Origin of the sequence: Rhizobium zaerense, from assembly GCF_051810725.1 — a bacterium.
Taxonomy (GTDB): Bacteria; Pseudomonadota; Alphaproteobacteria; order Rhizobiales; family Rhizobiaceae; genus Rhizobium; species Rhizobium leguminosarum_I.
Window position 1 is genome coordinate 2,023,888 of sequence record NZ_CM132690.1, and the last position, 16,328, is coordinate 2,040,215.

11 protein-coding genes are annotated in these 16,328 nt (G+C 62.3%); 4 read left to right on the forward strand and 7 right to left on the reverse strand.

Annotated elements, in window-relative coordinates:
* Window position 1 precedes the first annotated feature (1 nt).
* Window positions 2–1,870, reverse strand: coding sequence for a sensor histidine kinase (locus ACS4RR_RS09635; RefSeq protein WP_260109112.1), 1,869 nt, complete (start codon window positions 1,868–1,870; stop codon window positions 2–4).
* Window positions 1,871–2,094: 224 nt separating this feature from the next.
* Here ACS4RR_RS09635 and ACS4RR_RS09640 point away from each other — a divergent pair, with 224 nt between their 5' ends.
* Window positions 2,095–3,429, forward strand: a complete 1,335-nt coding sequence (locus ACS4RR_RS09640; RefSeq protein ID WP_170262666.1) for a dicarboxylate/amino acid:cation symporter — start codon at window positions 2,095–2,097, stop codon at window positions 3,427–3,429.
* A gap of 73 nt (window positions 3,430–3,502) precedes the next feature.
* Here the strand turns inward: ACS4RR_RS09640 and ACS4RR_RS09645 are convergent, their stop codons facing one another.
* The 4 genes from ACS4RR_RS09645 to carB form a co-directional block, all read right to left on the reverse strand.
* Window positions 3,503–4,561, reverse strand: coding sequence for a glycosyltransferase family 4 protein (locus tag ACS4RR_RS09645; RefSeq protein WP_260056473.1), 1,059 nt, complete (start codon window positions 4,559–4,561; stop codon window positions 3,503–3,505).
* 27 nt (window positions 4,562–4,588) lie between these two features.
* The gene (greA, locus tag ACS4RR_RS09650) at window positions 4,589–5,065 is read right to left on the reverse strand and encodes a transcription elongation factor GreA (RefSeq protein ID WP_017965278.1); all 477 of its coding nucleotides are present in this window, start codon (window positions 5,063–5,065) and stop codon (window positions 4,589–4,591) included.
* A gap of 185 nt (window positions 5,066–5,250) precedes the next feature.
* The gene (locus tag ACS4RR_RS09655) at window positions 5,251–6,516 is read right to left on the reverse strand and encodes a T6SS phospholipase effector Tle1-like catalytic domain-containing protein (protein WP_456190015.1); all 1,266 of its coding nucleotides are present in this window, start codon (window positions 6,514–6,516) and stop codon (window positions 5,251–5,253) included.
* A 138-nt stretch (window positions 6,517–6,654) separates the two neighbouring features.
* Window positions 6,655–10,143 (reverse strand): carbamoyl-phosphate synthase large subunit, encoded by a 3,489-nt coding sequence (gene carB / locus ACS4RR_RS09660; protein ID WP_260109110.1) that lies wholly within the window; start codon window positions 10,141–10,143, stop codon window positions 6,655–6,657.
* 679 nt (window positions 10,144–10,822) lie between these two features.
* On the opposite strand from carB, the gene ypfJ reads away from it, so the two are divergent.
* Window positions 10,823–11,743, forward strand: a complete 921-nt coding sequence (ypfJ, locus tag ACS4RR_RS09665; RefSeq protein ID WP_017965273.1) for a KPN_02809 family neutral zinc metallopeptidase — start codon at window positions 10,823–10,825, stop codon at window positions 11,741–11,743.
* A gap of 56 nt (window positions 11,744–11,799) precedes the next feature.
* Here ypfJ and ACS4RR_RS09670 read toward each other — a convergent pair whose 3' ends face one another.
* Window positions 11,800–12,795 carry an aldo/keto reductase gene (locus ACS4RR_RS09670; protein ID WP_260109109.1) on the reverse strand — a complete coding sequence of 332 codons (996 nt, stop codon included), beginning with the start codon at window positions 12,793–12,795 and terminating at the stop codon, window positions 11,800–11,802.
* A gap of 397 nt (window positions 12,796–13,192) precedes the next feature.
* On the opposite strand from ACS4RR_RS09670, the gene ACS4RR_RS09675 reads away from it, so the two are divergent.
* Together ACS4RR_RS09675 and ACS4RR_RS09680 are read left to right on the forward strand one after the other, a co-directional pair.
* Window positions 13,193–14,437, forward strand: a complete 1,245-nt coding sequence (locus ACS4RR_RS09675; protein WP_260109108.1) for a TCR/Tet family MFS transporter — start codon at window positions 13,193–13,195, stop codon at window positions 14,435–14,437.
* Window positions 14,438–14,579: 142 nt separating this feature from the next.
* Window positions 14,580–15,983 carry an MATE family efflux transporter gene (locus ACS4RR_RS09680; RefSeq protein ID WP_456190016.1) on the forward strand — a complete coding sequence of 468 codons (1,404 nt, stop codon included), beginning with the start codon at window positions 14,580–14,582 and terminating at the stop codon, window positions 15,981–15,983.
* Between the two features lie 17 nt (window positions 15,984–16,000).
* On the opposite strand, the gene ACS4RR_RS09685 is transcribed toward ACS4RR_RS09680, so the two are convergent.
* Entirely contained in the window at window positions 16,001–16,321 is a 321-nt protein-coding gene (locus ACS4RR_RS09685; RefSeq protein WP_260109107.1) for an antibiotic biosynthesis monooxygenase family protein, read from the reverse strand.
* Window positions 16,322–16,328: the final 7 nt, after the last annotated feature.

The following is a 16,328-nucleotide window of genomic DNA, read 5'->3' on the forward strand; positions in this document are numbered from 1 at the left end:
CTCAAGCCTTCCTCAGCTGAACGATGAACCGGGTTCCGCTATTGCCGCTTAAAACCTCCATCCGGCCGCCATAGTCGCCGACGATATCCTTGGAGATCACCAGGCCGAGGCCGAGACCGCTTTCCTTCGAGGTATTGAACGGCGTGAACAAGCCCTTCCGAATATCAGGCGGGATGCCGGGACCGTTGTCGTCGACCGTGACCGTTACCATCCCTGCATCGGTGTATGTTCTGACCTCGACGCGACCCTCTCCGGCCTTCGGCGCTACCGCCTCCAGGGCATTCTGAAGCAGATTGATCAGCACCTGCTCGAGACGGATCCGGTTTCCCATCACCTGCAGTTCGGCGGGCGGCAGGTCGATGTCGAGCGTATCCATGCGGCCGGCAAACCGGCTGCGCAACAGCATCACGGCGCCCTCGATGACGTCCTTCAATCCGGTTGGTTCGGCGCTGCCGCGGCCCTTGCGCGCAAAGGTCTTCAATTCATCGGTGATCGAACCTATGCGTTCCGTCAGCGCCGCAATATTTTCGAGATTTTCGCCGGCAGGCGCCGTCTGGCCGCGATCGAGGAAGGTGCGGGCGTTATCGGCATAGGCGCGGATGGTCGCGACCGGCTGGTTGATTTCATGGGCGACGCCGGCGGCCACCTGACCCAGGATGGCCAGCCGGTTGGCCTGCACCAGATCCTGTTGCACTGCCTGCAGCTTCTGTTCCGTGCTCTTGTGGCCGATGATTTCAGCCTGCAGCCGGTCCCGAGCCTGGCTGAGATCCAGCGTCCGCTCGACTACCCGCCGTTCCAGTTCCTCCCGCGCCTGCTGTTCGCTGGAGATCCGCAGGGTGATCATATGGCGGCGGCGCAACAGGAAGGCTGCTCCGGCCAGCAGCGGCAGGAGTATCAGCAATGCCAGCATGCGGGCTTCGCGAATCCCCGCATCGACGGATGACCCCAGCGCCACCAGATGCTGCAAATGCCATCCGGTCGCCGGCACCGACGTTGCGACATCGAGAAACCTGGTTTTCCCTGCATCGCCCGGCATGACGATCTCGACGATATCGAGCCCGTCGCCGAGATTTCGGACCATGTCGAGCGGTAGAGGCTGAAGCGGCGCAGCGCCGAATTGAAGGCTTTCGCGGATCGCCGTCAGCCGGTCTTCGGCGATCCGGCCGATCGTCATGAATCGCCATGACGGGATGCTGGTGATGAGGACAATGCCGCGCTCGTCAACGACGTAGGACGGGGTGCCCGAGGCGTTCCAATCCGCCTCGACGTCGTCGAATTCGACCTTGACCACAACGACGCCCAGCAGGCCATTGCTGCCCGAAATCCGCTGGGAGATATAGAGACCCGGCTTCTTGCTGACCGTGCCGAGCGCGAAGTGCTCGGCCTGTCCTCTTTCGGCCGCCCCCTGAAAATACTCGCGGAAACGATAGTCATTACCGACGAAGCTCGTCGGTTCGCGCCAGTTGCTGGCCGAAACCGCCATGCCGTCCTTGTCGATGACATAGATGACGGCGGCCTTCGTGCCCGCCGTCAGCATTTCCAGCTTCTGACTGAGCCGCTCGAATGTGCCGGCATCGTTTCCCGCTAGAGCCGCGGCGAGAGCCACGTCCTGCGACAGCACGAAGGGAAGCGCTCGGTATTTTTCGAGAACCGTGCGCAGCAAAGCCGCATTCAGCCTCGCATCCATGCGGGCCTGTTCCTCGAGGGCAGCCTCCGCCCGATGGCGGCCGATCTCGCCGCTTACCCACAGGCTGGCCACGACGGCGACAAGGGCGAGCACAGCATAGGCCCACCATGTCCGGCGGATGCGGTGATGCAAGGGTAGAGAAGGCCACAATTTCGGCGACACGGACATGGCAGATTTGTGCATTTTTCTGCACGAAACGCAAACGCATTTGTGCGGATTTCCGCATTTCTTAATTAGTTATCCGTAGTTTGATAAATTTTTTTGTAACGAAATCAATTGTTTGTCTGGTGGCGTAAAACTGGCACGCCGATTGCGAAAGGAATGCCAACAACGGCTGAGCTGTTGGACTTGAAGCGAACGGCTCGGGAGGCCGGAGTTCGTTCCGGACGAGCCATTAGGAGGATATCATGATCGCAGCACCAATCGATGCAGTTGCAGGCAGCAAGGGCAAAAAGCCCTTTTATAGCCATCTTTACGTTCAGGTTCTCGCGGCTATCGCCGCGGGTATCCTGCTCGGCCATTTCTATCCCGAATTCGGTACCCAGTTGAAGCCGCTTGGTGATGCCTTCATCAAGCTCGTCAAGATGATCATCGCCCCGGTCATCTTCCTGACGGTCGCGACCGGCATTGCCGGCATGAGCGACCTGCAGAAGGTCGGCCGCGTCGCAGGCAAGGCGATGCTCTACTTCCTGACCTTCTCGACGGCGGCGCTTATCATCGGCATGATCGTCGCCAATGTCGTCCAGCCCGGGGCCGGCATGAACATCGATCCGGCCTCGCTGGACCCGGCGGCGGTCGCCAGCTACGCCGCAAAGGCGCATGAGCAGAGCGTCGTAGGTTTCCTGACCAACATCATCCCGACGACGATCGTCGGCGCCTTTGCCGATGGCGACATTCTGCAGGTGCTGTTCTTCTCGGTGCTCTTTGGTATCGCGCTCGCGATGGTCGGCGAAAAGAGCGAACCGGTCGTCAACTTCCTCAATGCCCTGACTGCGCCCGTGTTCAAGCTTGTCGCCATCCTGATGAAGGCTGCCCCGATCGGTGCGTTCGGCGCCATGGCATTCACCATCGGCAAGTACGGCGTCGGGTCGATCGCCAACCTCGCCATGCTGATCGGCACCTTCTACCTCACCTCGCTGCTCTTCGTCCTCGTCGTTCTCGGCGCTGTTGCCCGCTACAATGGCTTCTCGATCGTGGCGCTGCTGCGCTACATCAAGGAAGAACTGCTACTGGTCCTCGGCACGTCGTCTTCGGAGGCCGCCCTTCCGGGACTGATGAACAAGATGGAAAAGGCCGGCTGCAAGCGCTCGGTCGTCGGTCTCGTCATCCCGACAGGCTATTCCTTCAATCTTGACGGCACCAACATCTACATGACGCTGGCGGCGCTGTTCATCGCCCAGGCAACCGGCATCCATCTCTCCTGGGGTGACCAGATCCTGCTGCTCTTGGTGGCGATGCTGAGCTCCAAGGGTGCCGCAGGCATCACCGGCGCCGGCTTCATCACGCTTGCCGCGACGCTCTCCGTCGTGCCCTCCGTGCCGGTCGCCGGCATGGCGCTCATCCTCGGCATCGACCGCTTCATGTCGGAATGCCGGGCGCTGACCAACCTCGTCGGCAATGCGGTTGCAACGATCGTCGTGGCGCGTTGGGAAAACGAGCTGGATACGGCGCAGCTTGCTGCGGCGCTGGGTGGCCAGACCGGAGAGGATACTTCGGCTGCCGGGTTGCAGCCGGCCGAATAACCAGCCGGACTGTTCGCAGTCCTAGAATTCTTGCAACGGCCCGTTATCCGACGGGCCGTTCCTCTTTTCCGCCTCAGCTGCGATTGTCGCCGAGAAGGCTGTTGTAAACGGCGCCGATCGCGCTCGCTTCCTTCTCCAGCGCGAAATTCGCCCTGACATGCCGCAGCGCATTCTCGCCATGCGCGATCGCCAGAGCGGGTTCTGCGATGTAGGGCGCGATTGCCCGCGTCAGCGCTTCGCCATCGCCGGCGGCGACGACCGAGCCTGTCTCGCCCGTGACGATGAGTTCGGCATAGGCGCCCGCATCCGATGCCACCACCGCGGTGCGCGAAGCCATGGCTTCGAGCGGCGTCAGGCCGAAGCCTTCGTTGCGAGAAGGGGCGACGTAAAGCGTCAGGCGGCGATACCAGACCTTGATGTCAGGCACTTCGCCGAGAAAGAGGATGCGGTCGCTCAGCCCGGCGGCGGCGACATCCGCCTTGAGACTGTCTGCGAATGCCGCGTGCTCCGCGGTCACGCGGCCGGAGACGACGGCCGTCCATTGTGGGTGCTGCGGCAGCAGTTCGATCATCGCCCTGACGAAAAGATCAGTGCCTTTCTGATGGCGCACGCGGCCGAAACAGCCGACCAGATGGCGGCCGGGCAGGCCGGTGGCGGCGATGCCGTCCTCTGCGGTTTCCGGCGGATGGAACAGCGCAAGGTCAACGCCGTGCTGGATGACCGTGTGCGGCACCTCGAGGAACGAGCCGGAACGGTCACTGGTCGCGATGACAGCGTCCATGCGGCGGATCAGCCATTTCGTATAGGCGGTGTGGCGGCGTTGCGCCGCCGAGGTGAAGAGAAGCTTCAGCGGCATGCGCGTGAGATGGCGAAGCAGGATGCCGACGGCCATCTCGTTGTTGCGGCGAGCGTGCCAGATACGCCGGCGCCGGCGCGCAGGCGGGCGCCAGAGGCCGAGGAGCTGCCGCCATTTAAGTTTCGGCAGGTCCTCCGGCAGGCCGGGACCGAGTGTCGCGATCTTGATGCCGAGCCGGATCTGGCACGGGATGAGCTGGACGATGGTCGACGTGACGCCGGAGAGCCGGCGCTTGAAATTAGGCGCGATGATCTCGACGTCACGAATATCCGGCAAGGGAGGGGTCTCGCGGCTGGCGGGCGATCAGCCCCAGGAAACCTGAAGGATCTCGTAGGCCTTGGAGCCACCCGGCGCGTTGACCTCGATGGAATCGCCGACTTCCTTGCCGATCAGCGCTCGGGCGATCGGCGAAGAGATGGAGATGCGGCCGGCCTTGACGTCGGCTTCCTGGTCGCCAACGATCTGGTAGGTCTTTTCTTCCTCGGTGTCCTCGTCGACGAGCTTCACCTTGGCGCCGAACTTGATCTTGTCGCCCGACATCTTGGTGAGGTCGATGACCTCGGCGCGCGCCGTCAGGTCTTCCAGCTCGCTGATGCGGCCTTCATTGTGGCTCTGGGCTTCCTTGGCGGCGTGGTATTCGGCGTTTTCGGAAAGGTCGCCATGGGCACGGGCTTCGGCGATCGCCTCGATGATTCGCGGGCGCTCCTCCTGCTGGCGCCAGCGCAGCTCTTCCTGCAGCTTGACGAAACCGCCCTGTGTCATCGGTACCTTTTCAACCATTTTTCTGTCCTTCAATCCTTGTATCCGCACAATCAGCGGCGAACACAAAAGAAAACAGGTCCCGAAGGGGAGCTTCGGAACCGTGCCACAATCTTAGTCGGACGCTTATAGCAGATCGCCAAGGCCGATTTCCAGAAAATTCGCATGAAAGAAACGCGGCCCGCCCCAACATCAGGTGATGCGCCTCAAAATTGTGCAGGAGGCGGATGGTCCGGCCCATCCTTGGCCGGTGGGCGGTCCGACCATGGCTCTATCGTGAAGCTTCCCTGCCGCGGCAGGTTCGGGGACAGATTTCCGCGATCGATCACCGACTGGTGGATGACCGCACCGTCAGGAATGAAACGGCGATCCTGGAGCGGCAGGTAGATCCCTTCCGTGTTGCCGCGCTTGCGCCAGGAGGTTTCGGGCACGCGGCGGGGAATATATTCGAGAAGCCGCCATCCGGCGGTCATCGAATGGTGCGGATTGGCTTGCGCGTTCGGGGCCACGTAGTTCTGGATCGGCCTGCTGTTGTTCCCGAGCACGACTGCCTTGACCGTCTGGTCGATATAGTCGAGGCCGGTCTGCTTGGTTTCACTGATCATCCATTCGAGCGGGATCTTGATGATGCCGCTTTCCTTTTCCGGGTAGCCGCCGCCGACGTCGCCGTGGACGCCGGCAAACCAGACTTCCTTGACGTTCTGCGGCACCGGCTCCTTCGGCCGGAATGGCCCGCCCCAATATTCCTGCCCCGGCGTCCAGGGGATCAGGTTGAACATCGTCCGCCGCTCGTCGATCGCCATGGCATGGCGCACCCATTCGACGCTCGGATTCTTCCTGGTGAAGGGCAGGGTCCTTAGCTGCGGCAGCCATTTGCCCATCTCGATCACCGAGGCTACGGTATCGAAAAGCCCGAGCAGCTTGATCTTCGGCCGGTAGGTCTTCAGCGTCCTTTCATAGAGCCGCATGCTGGAAAAGGCCGATGGAGCATCATCGTCGGTCGCGCCGGCGAAGCCGCCGGCCTTCGCTTCGTTGTCGGAGATGCCCTTGTAGGTCCTGTAGGCATAATCGATGAGATTGACATGGTGCCGGCTGACGATGCCCAGCGCATGAATGAAGCCGGCGAGAACCCGGGCGCCATAGGCGCCGCGGCTGAAGCCGAAGATATGGATGCGGTCGCTATCCTCACCGCTGCCGCGTGGCGCGTGCTCATAATTGTCGACGATGAAGCGGTAGGCTTCCTTGACGTTCTGGTCGAGACCCCACCCGGTCGCCAGGCCCCAGACTTCGATGCTCTTGCGATAGGCCCTGGACCAGGCATTGGCCGCGCCAAATGTGCCGACACCGGGATCGTAGTAGACGATTTGCGTCGACGAACGTTTCAGAACGCCGAAAAGCCTGAGGATATTGGTGCGGTCCGCCGCAATCTCATTCGACGTGCCATCGAAGAGGATGACGATATTCTTGCTCATGCTCGCCCCCTGTTTGCGGGAATGCTAACATGATCGCGAAAGATGTACATCGGACGAAGCGCGAAGGCCGCGCCTTGTTTCTCATTCGAATTCGGGACAGGAGCAGGCGCGCGCGCTGCGCCCGCCTGTGGATCGATCTCAGGCGAAGTAGCTTTGCAGCGGCCGCACTTCCAGATTGCCGGCCTTCAGCGCCTTGATCGCTTGGGCGGCGGCCTCGGCGCCTGCCATCGTCGTGTAATAAGGCACCTTCTGCATCAGCGTCGCACGGCGCAACGACTTGGAGTCCGAGATCGCCTTGTTGCCATCGGTCGTGTTGATGACGAGCTGGACCTGGCGGTTGCGGATCGCGTCCTCGATGTGCGGACGGCCTTCCAGCACCTTGTTGATCTTGGTGGCGGTGATGCCGTTTTCGGCGAGGAAGCGGGCGGTGCCGCCGGTCGCCAGCACCTTGAATCCCTGTTCGACGAGGATGCGAATCGCCGGGAGAACGCGCGGCTTGTCGGCGTCGCGCACGGAGACGAAGACCGTGCCGTCACGCGGGAGCTCGACGCCGGCGCCAAGCTGCGACTTGGCGAAGGCCAGCGCAAAATCGGTATCGAGGCCGATGACTTCGCCGGTCGAGCGCATTTCCGGGCCGAGCAGCGTGTCGACGCCGGGGAAGCGGGCGAAGGGGAAGACGGCTTCCTTGACGGCAATGTGCTTCAGCTTGCGCGGATCGGGCTTTTCACCATAGGCGGCGAAGGTGGCGTCGAGTTTCTCGCCGGCCATGACGCGGGCGGCGATCTTGGCGATCGGCGCGCCGATGGTCTTGGCGACGAAGGGCACGGTGCGCGAGGCGCGCGGATTGACTTCGAGAACGTAGACGGTGCCGTCCTTGATGGCGAACTGGACGTTCATCAGGCCGCCGACATTGAGCGCCTTGGCCATAGCCTTGGCTTGGCGTTCGAGTTCGTCGAGCAGTTCGACCGACAGCGAGCGCGGCGGCAGCGAGCAGGCGCTGTCGCCGGAATGGATGCCGGCTTCCTCGATGTGCTCCATGATGCCGGCGACATAGACGTCGGTGCCGTCTGAGAGGCAGTCGACATCGACTTCGATGGCGTTGCTGAGATAGCTGTCGAAGAGCAGCGGGTTCTTGCCGAGCAGGGTGTTGATCTGGCCGGTCTTGTCGTTGGGATAGCGCTGCTTGATATCCTCAGGTACCAGTTCAGGCACGGTATCGAGCAGGTAGCTCTGCAGCTGGCCTTCCGAATGCAGGATCTGCATGGCGCGGCCGCCGAGCACGTAAGAGGGACGCACGACCAGCGGGAAGCCGATTTCGGTGGCGACCATGCGGGCCTGCTCGACCGAATAGGCGATGCCGTTGTTCGGCTGGTTGAGGTCGAGCTTCATCAGCAGCTTCTGGAAGCGGTCGCGGTCCTCGGCAAGGTCGATCATGTCGGGCGCGGTACCGAGGATCGGGATGCCGTTCTTTTCCAGCGCCTCGGCAAGCTTCAGCGGCGTCTGGCCGCCGAACTGGACGATGACGCCGACGACCTCACCCTTTTCCTGTTCTGCCCGCAGGATCTCGATCACGTCTTCGGCCGTTAGCGGCTCGAAATAGAGGCGGTCCGACGTGTCGTAGTCGGTCGAGACGGTTTCCGGGTTGCAGTTGATCATGATCGCTTCATAACCCGCATCCTTCAACGCGAAGGCGGCATGGCAGCAGCAATAATCGAACTCGATGCCCTGACCGATGCGGTTCGGGCCGCCGCCGAGGATGACGACTTTCTTGCGGTCGGAAATCTCGGCCTCCGAGCGGGCGGCGCCGACGAAGGGCGTCTCGTAGGTCGAATACATGTAGGCCGTCGGCGAGGCGAATTCGGCCGCACAGGTGTCGATGCGCTTGAAGACGGGGCGGACGTTCAGGCTGTTGCGGAATTCGGCGACTTCCTTCGGGCGCTTGCCGGTCAGCGTCGCCAGGCGCGCGTCGGAAAAGCCCATGGCCTTCAGCATGCGCAGGTTGGCGGCATCCTGCGGCAGGCCCTGCTCGCGAATACGGGCCTCCATCTCGACGATCGCCTTCAGCTCGGCGATGAACCAGGGGTCGATCTTGCAGCCTTCGTGGACTTCGGCTTCGCTCATGCCCTGGCGCAGCGCCTGGGCGACCATGCGGAGCCGATCGGGCGTCGGTGTGCCGATTGCAGCGCGGATGGCGTTCTGGCTGGATTCGCCCTCTTCATAGCCGGGGATCTCGATTTCGTCGAGGCCGGTCAGGCCGGTTTCCAAGCCACGCAGCGCCTTCTGCAGCGATTCGGCGAAGGTGCGGCCGATTGCCATGACTTCGCCGACCGACTTCATCGCGGTCGTCAGCACCGGCGAGGCGCCGGGGAATTTCTCGAAGGCGAAACGTGGGATCTTGGTGACGACGTAGTCGATCGACGGTTCGAAGGAGGCAGGCGTTGCGCCACCGGTGATGTCGTTTTCCAGTTCGTCGAGCGTATAGCCGATCGCGAGCTTGGCGGCGATCTTGGCGATCGGGAAGCCTGTGGCCTTGGAGGCGAGCGCCGACGAGCGCGAGACGCGCGGGTTCATTTCGATGACGACGAGGCGGCCGTCCTTCGGATTGACGGCGAACTGGACGTTCGAGCCGCCGGTCTCGACCCCGATCTCGCGCAGCACCGCGATCGAGGCGTTGCGCATGATCTGGTATTCCTTGTCGGTCAGCGTCAGCGCCGGGGCGACGGTGATCGAATCGCCGGTGTGGACGCCCATCGGGTCGATGTTTTCGATCGAGCAGATGATGATGCAGTTGTCCGCCTTGTCGCGGACGACCTCCATTTCATATTCCTTCCAGCCGAGCACCGATTCCTCGACCAGCACTTCGGTGGTCGGCGAGGCATCGAGACCACCGCCGACAATCTCGAAGAATTCCGAGCGATTGTAGGCGATGCCGCCGCCGGTGCCGCCGAGCGTGAAGGAGGGGCGGATGATGGCGGGCAGGCCGACATGGTCGATCGCCTGGGCAGCAATCGCCATGGCATGGCTCATGTAACGCTGTTTGCGGTCGCTTTCGCCGAGGTTCCACTGGTTTTCCAGCTCGTCCAGCGCCGTGTCGAGGGCGGGGCCGGAAAGGCTTTCACGCAGCTTGACGCGTTCGGCCTCGTGCGTCTTGCGGTCGAGGTCCTTGATGTCGGTGGCGTTCGCCAGCATGGAGCGCGGGGTTTCCAGCCCGATACGGGCCATCGCCTCGCGGAACAGCGCGCGGTCCTCGGCCATGTCGATGGCGGCGGGCTTGGCGCCGATCATCTCGACATTGTAGCGGTCGAGCACGCCCATGCGCTTCAGCGAAAGCGCGGTGTTCAGCGCCGTCTGGCCGCCCATGGTCGGCAGCAGCGCATCCGGGCGCTCCTTGGCGATGATCTTGGCGACGACTTCGGGGGTGATCGGCTCGACATAGGTGGCGTCGGCAAGACCCGGATCGGTCATGATCGTCGCCGGGTTGGAGTTGACGAGGATGACGCGGTAGCCTTCCTCCTTCAGCGCCTTGCAGGCCTGGGTGCCGGAATAGTCGAACTCGCAAGCCTGGCCGATGACGATCGGTCCCGCGCCGATGATGAGGATCGATTTGATATCTTGGCGCTTCGGCATGAGTGCTTCCGTTTTCTGGCTGCGCAGAAAGCCGGCCAGGGTGGGAGATCACCGGGTCGGGTCGCGCATGCTGGGTCTTTTCAGGCTAGAAGCGGCTTATAGGCAAATGTATTTGCAAACGGAACCCCATAAATCGCGGAATCGACACGAATCCAACACGGCGCGAAGGGCTACTTCTCGTCAGACACGACCAGCACCTGGATTTCGCCGTCACCCGCCGGATTGGTGAGGGCGTCGGGCGCTTCCTCAAGTCCGATCCGTCTGGATTCGGCGGCTCAACCATGATCCTGTCACAGGAAGAGATCCAGTGGTGCGTCCGTGGGTGAAATGTTCAATCATGCGGGTCTGCCCGCTGATTTACGGGAACAATATCATGCCCGTAAAAGTTCGCGGCTGAGAAAAAACTGGAGACTGTGATGGTAGATCCTAAAGACAAAGAACCGGCAGAAGGCTCGCGGGAGACAGTGGATAAGGAGTTGGCGCGCCAAGAGGAGGGAAAGTGGCCAGGCATCGCCCACAAAGGCGCCGGACAGAAAGGACCACCGCAACCACGCTCAACGAACAAGTGAGGCCGCCGAGACGTTTGTTTTCGGTGCGAATGAAGTCGCTGGAATTCCGGCCGCCGACGGATATATAGATTGCTTGAGTGCAAGCAGGGGCATTGCCGGGGAGAGCGAAGATGGAATGGAGAGGCCGGCGTCAGTCCGACAATATCGAGGATCGCCGCGGCGATCCGACCGGCGGCGGTTTCGGCCGCGGCGGCGGCTTTAATTTCCCCTCCGGCGGTGGCGTTCGCCGGGCCGGCGGTGGCCTCAGCATCGGCACGATCATCTTCCTCGTCGTCATCTATTTTATCTTCAAGGCGATGGGTATCGACCTGATGCAGGTGCTCGATACCGGCGGCACGACGAGCGGTCCCGGCTACGAGCAGAGCCAGTCCGGCGGCACGCGCACGCCTGCCAATGACGAGATGACCGCCTTCATGCGCACCGTTCTTGCCGAGACCGAAGATACCTGGCAGGGCATTTTCCAGGCGCAGGGCCAGAATTACGAGGAGCCACGCCTCGTGCTGTTTTCGGGCTCGACGGCTTCGGCCTGCGGCTCGGCATCGGCGGCAACAGGTCCGTTCTACTGCCCGAGCGACCACAAGGTCTATCTCGACACCGAGTTCTTCCGGGAGCTTTCCGACCGGTTCGGCGCGTCGGGCGATTTTGCCGAGGCCTATGTCGTTGCCCACGAGGTCGGCCATCACGTGCAGAACTTGCTCGGCATCCTGCCGAAGTTCAACCAGGCCCGCCAGCGCATGAGCGAGGCCGAGGCCAACAAGATGTCCGTGCGCGTCGAGCTGCAGGCCGACTGCTTCGCCGGCATCTGGGGCAAATATACCCAGCAGAAGGGCCTGCTGGAGTCCGGCGACTTGGAGGAGGCGCTGAACGCCGCCCAGCAGATCGGCGACGATACGCTGCAGAAGCGGTCACAGGGTTACGTCGTCCCGGAAAGCTTCAACCACGGCACCTCGGAGCAGCGCGTCAGATGGTTCAAGCGTGGCTTCGACAGCGGCCAGTTGTCGGCCTGCGATACGTTCTCCGGGCCGATTTAGGAGTGGAGAGGAAGGGCGCATGGCACAACACTCATCGCGGCCCTCCCGATCCGTCCTTATTTCTCGCTGTCCATATGCTGCAGCATGTGTTCGGGATAACGCCCACCCGCGGCCGCATCTTTCGGCACGGCGCGTTCGATGATGGCGAAATCTTGCGGTGAAAGATCGACGGCGCGTGAGCCGAGCGCCTCCGTCAATCGATCGCGGCGGCGAGCGCCGATGATCGGGACGATATCCTTGCCCTTGGCGGCAACCCAGGCGATGGCGATCTGGGCGACAGACACGCTCTTTGCCTCGGCAATCTCACGCAGCTTCTCCACCAGAGCGAGGTTCTGCTCGATATTGCCTTCCTGGAAGCGCGGGCTGTAGGCGCGGAAATCGCCGGCCGTCCCACCGTGGCCCTTTTGCCAGTGGCCGCTGATCAGGCCGCGCGAGAGCACGCCGTAAGCGGTGATCGAGATGCCGAGTTCGCGTGTCGTCGGCAGGATCTTCTCCTCAATGCCGCGCGAGATCAGCGAATATTCGATCTGCAGGTCGACGATCGGGGCGACAGCGGCGGCGCGACGGATGGTATCGGCGCCGACTTCCGACAAGCCGATATGCCTGACATAACCCGCCTTGACCATGTCGGCGATGGCACCGACCGTGTCTTCGATCGGCACGTTCGGATCGAGGCGGGCAGGACGATAGATGTCGATATAGTCGACGCCGAGGCGCTGCAGCGTATAGCTGAGGAAGTTCTTCACCGCGACCGGGCGGGCGTCAATGCCGTTCCAGCAGCCGACGGGATCGCGCAAGCCGCCGAACTTGACGCTGATGACGGCGTTTTCGCGCCTGCGGCCCTTCAATGCCTCGCCGATTAGCATTTCGTTATGGCCCATGCCGTAGAAATCGCCGGTGTCGAGCAGGTTGATGCCGGCATCGAGGGCGGCATGGATCGTCGCGATGCTTTCTGCGCGATCGGACGGGCCGTACATGCCCGACATACCCATGCAGCCGAGGCTGATGGCCGAGACATCGGGTCCGGTCTTTCCCAAACGATAGGTCTGCATTGTCTTCTCCATCTTCTGCGCCGCGGCGCGATCGCATATCCGCGCCGGGCGTCGTCATCGATGCTGCCGTTCTACCGCTTTCGCATTCGGGCGATAATCGGAGAGTATCAAACAGGCTGTGCGGGGGAATGCACAATGACCGGTCTCTCTTGTGATCTGGATGCCGTCGCGGCGATTGCAAGAGAACGCGTTGCCCGACGATCCGCTGGGCGGCTCTCGATTTTCTGAAGCTGGAACGGCAGCGCGCGCCCTCCGGTTGAGATCTCTCATAAATTCCCGTACAGCATTATCAAAAGCTTTGAAATGTTCACGGATTGTTTCGGTTTCTTTTCTGAGCTATGTCACTTTCTCGGCGACGAGATCGTCTTTTCAGGACCAACCGCTGTAGAGATGCCTCATGCTTGACCCGAAATTTGTTCGCCGCGGCCTTTTCCTGGTCTTCATCATCCTTTTCCTCGACATTATCGGCATCGCCATCATCATGCCGGTGCTGCCCGCCTATCTGGAGCAACTGACCGGCGGCAGCGTCAGCGATGCGGCGATCGACGGCGGGTGGCTGATGCTCGTCTATGCCGGCATGCAATTCCTGTTCGCGCCGCTGCTCGGAAACCTGTCCGACCGTTTCGGCCGCCGGCCGATCCTTTTGCTTTCGGTGCTGACCTTCGCGATCGACAATTTCATCTGCGGCATCGCCACCAGCTTCTGGATGCTGTTCGTCGGCCGCGTGCTTGCCGGCATCAGCGGCGGCAGCTTCGCCACCTGCTCGGCCTATATCGCCGACATCAGCACGGAGGAGAACCGGGCGAAGAATTTCGGGCTGATCGGCATCGCCTTCGGCGTCGGCTTCACCATCGGCCCCGTCGTTGGCGGTGTCCTCGGCGAATTCGGCCCCCGTGTGCCATTCCTCGGCGCGGCTGCGCTGTCGCTTGTCAATTTCATCGCCGCCTGCTTCCTTTTGCCCGAAACGCTGGAGGCGAAGAACCGCCGCCGGTTCGAATGGAAACGCGCCAATCCGCTCGGCGCGTTGCGCCAGATGCGCCATTATCCCGGCATCGGCTGGGTCAGCCTCGTCATGTTCCTATTCTTCCTGGCGCATGCCGTCTATCCCTCGGTCTGGTCGTTCGTCTCAACCTATCGCTACGGTTGGAGCGAGGGACAGATCGGCCTGTCGCTCGGCATTTACGGCATCGGCGCCGCGACCGTCATGGGGCTGGTTCTGCCGCGGATCGTGCCGGTGCTCGGCGAGTGGAAGACCGCTCTTCTCGGCATCTGCTTTTCAGCTGCAGGATTGACCGGCTATGCCTTCGCCTGGGAGGGCTGGGTGGTTTACGTTGTCATCGTCGCGACCGTCATCGAAAACGTCGCCGACCCGCCGCTGCGCAGCATCGCCGCCGGCATGGTGCCGCCGTCGGCGCAGGGCGAGCTGCAGGGCGCGCTGACCAGTCTCAGCAGCATCACCACCATTGTCGGGCCACTGATCTTCACGCAGATGTTTTCCTACTTCACGCGGCCCGAGGCGCCTGTCACTTTTGCCGGCGCGCCGTATCTCACGGCCGCCGTGCTCATCCTTCTGGCCGCCGGGGTATTCCTCACAAGGGTTCGGGTGAGGGAGCCGGCCGAGGCGCTGGAAGCCACGGGCTGACCGATCAGAAATGGTGATGCGATGATGAATTTTTCATCATCTGCCTCATTTGGGGTAGTTCTTTGCAGGGCTTTGATCTAAGCCCGGATGGTATTTCGCCGCAAGTTGCGGCGACGCATATTTCAATCACAGGACTGGTGTCATGGACACGCCGATCGACGCGCGCAGGCTTGCGCCGACAACCGATAATCGTTGGGGCGCACATTTCCGCGCCACGCTGGCGCTCGGCGTTCCGCTGATCGGCGCGCAGCTTGCCCAGCTCGGCATCAACACCACCGACGTGATGATCGTCGGCCGCCTCGGCGCCGAGCATCTGGCGGCAATGGTGCTTGCGGCGCAGTTCCTGTTCACGATCCTGATCTTCGGCTCGGGCTTTGCCATCGCCGTCATTCCAATGGTGGCACAGGCCTATGGCCGCGGCGACCTCGTCTCGGTGCGCCGGTCGCTGCGCATGGGTCTGTGGGTGGTGATCGCATACTGGGTGATCATGCAGCCGGCCTTCTTCAATTCGGAGCAGATCCTCCTTTTCGCACAGCAGAAGCCCGAGGTGGCCAAGCTCGCTCACGGCTACATCATGATCGGCCAGTTCGGCGTGCTGCCGGCACTGCTTTTCAATGTCATGCGCGCGCTGGTCAGCGCCATCGGCAAGGCGGGCATCATCCTCAACGTCACCATCGCCACGCTGTTGATGAATGCGATTTTCGCCTATATGCTCGTGCTCGGCCATTTCGGCTTTCCGGCGATGGGGCTCGAAGGTGCGGCGATCGTTTCGGTCGCCGTGCAGACAGCCGGCTTCCTGTTCATCCTGGCTTTCGTGCAGCGGCGGGAAGAGACGCGCCGCTACGAGATCTTCGTGCGGTTCTGGAAGCCCGACTGGCATGCGCTGCTGGAGGTCATCCGGCTCGGTTTCCCGATCAGCGTCACCATCCTCGCCGAAGTCAGCCTGTTCACGGTGGCTTCGCTCTTGATGGGCTATATCGGCACCATCGAGCTCGCCGCCCACGGCATTGCCCTGCAATGGGCCTCGATCGCCTTCATGATCCCGCTCGGCCTCAGCCAAGCGGCGACGGTGCGCGTCGGCGTCGCGCATGGGCAGGGCGATTATCAAGGGCTGGTGCGCGGTTCGATCACGGTGCTCATCCTCGCCTGCGCCATTTCGGCGGTCGGCAGCGTGCTCTTTGCCACCATGCCACAATTCCTCGGCAGCTGGTTCCTCGACGTCAACTCGCCCGAAGCGCCTAGGGTGCTTGCCTATGCCGGGCCGCTGATCGTCGTTGCCGGACTTTTCCAGCTCGTCGACGGGCTGCAGGTGATTGCCAATGGATTGCTGCGCGGCCTCAAGGACGCACGCGTGCCGATGGTCATGGCGTTGATCGCCTACTGGCCGATCGGCTTCTTCCTCGCCTGGGCCTTTGCCTTCCCGCTGGGTTTCGGTGGCATCGGCATCTGGTTCGGCTTCCTCGTCGGACTGGCGGCCGCCGCCGTCATGCTCTGCGCGCGCTTCTACCTTCTTCTTCGCCGGGAGGCGGAACTGGCCCACGCCTGAGCCGGCCGCCTCTGCGGTCAGGCCGCGACAGGCTTGTAGCCTGCGATATCTGCACGAATGCCGAGACACGCAAACATTTCCTGCGGATCGAAATTGGCGGCCTTGTGAGCCGCAGCGACGGCGGCCCGCGCGCGTTCGACGACCTCTGTATTTTCCCATTCGGCAATCGTGACGAAATTGAATTCGCCCGGACCGGCGACCTGCTCCAGCACCCTGTGATCGATGAAACCGTCCTGCGCTTCCAGCAGCTTGTGGGTCATCATCACTCTGACGAGAAATTCTTCTCGCGCCGCCGCCGGCACGATGAACTTGTCTACTCGAAAGAAAGCTCCGTTCATCCAGTTT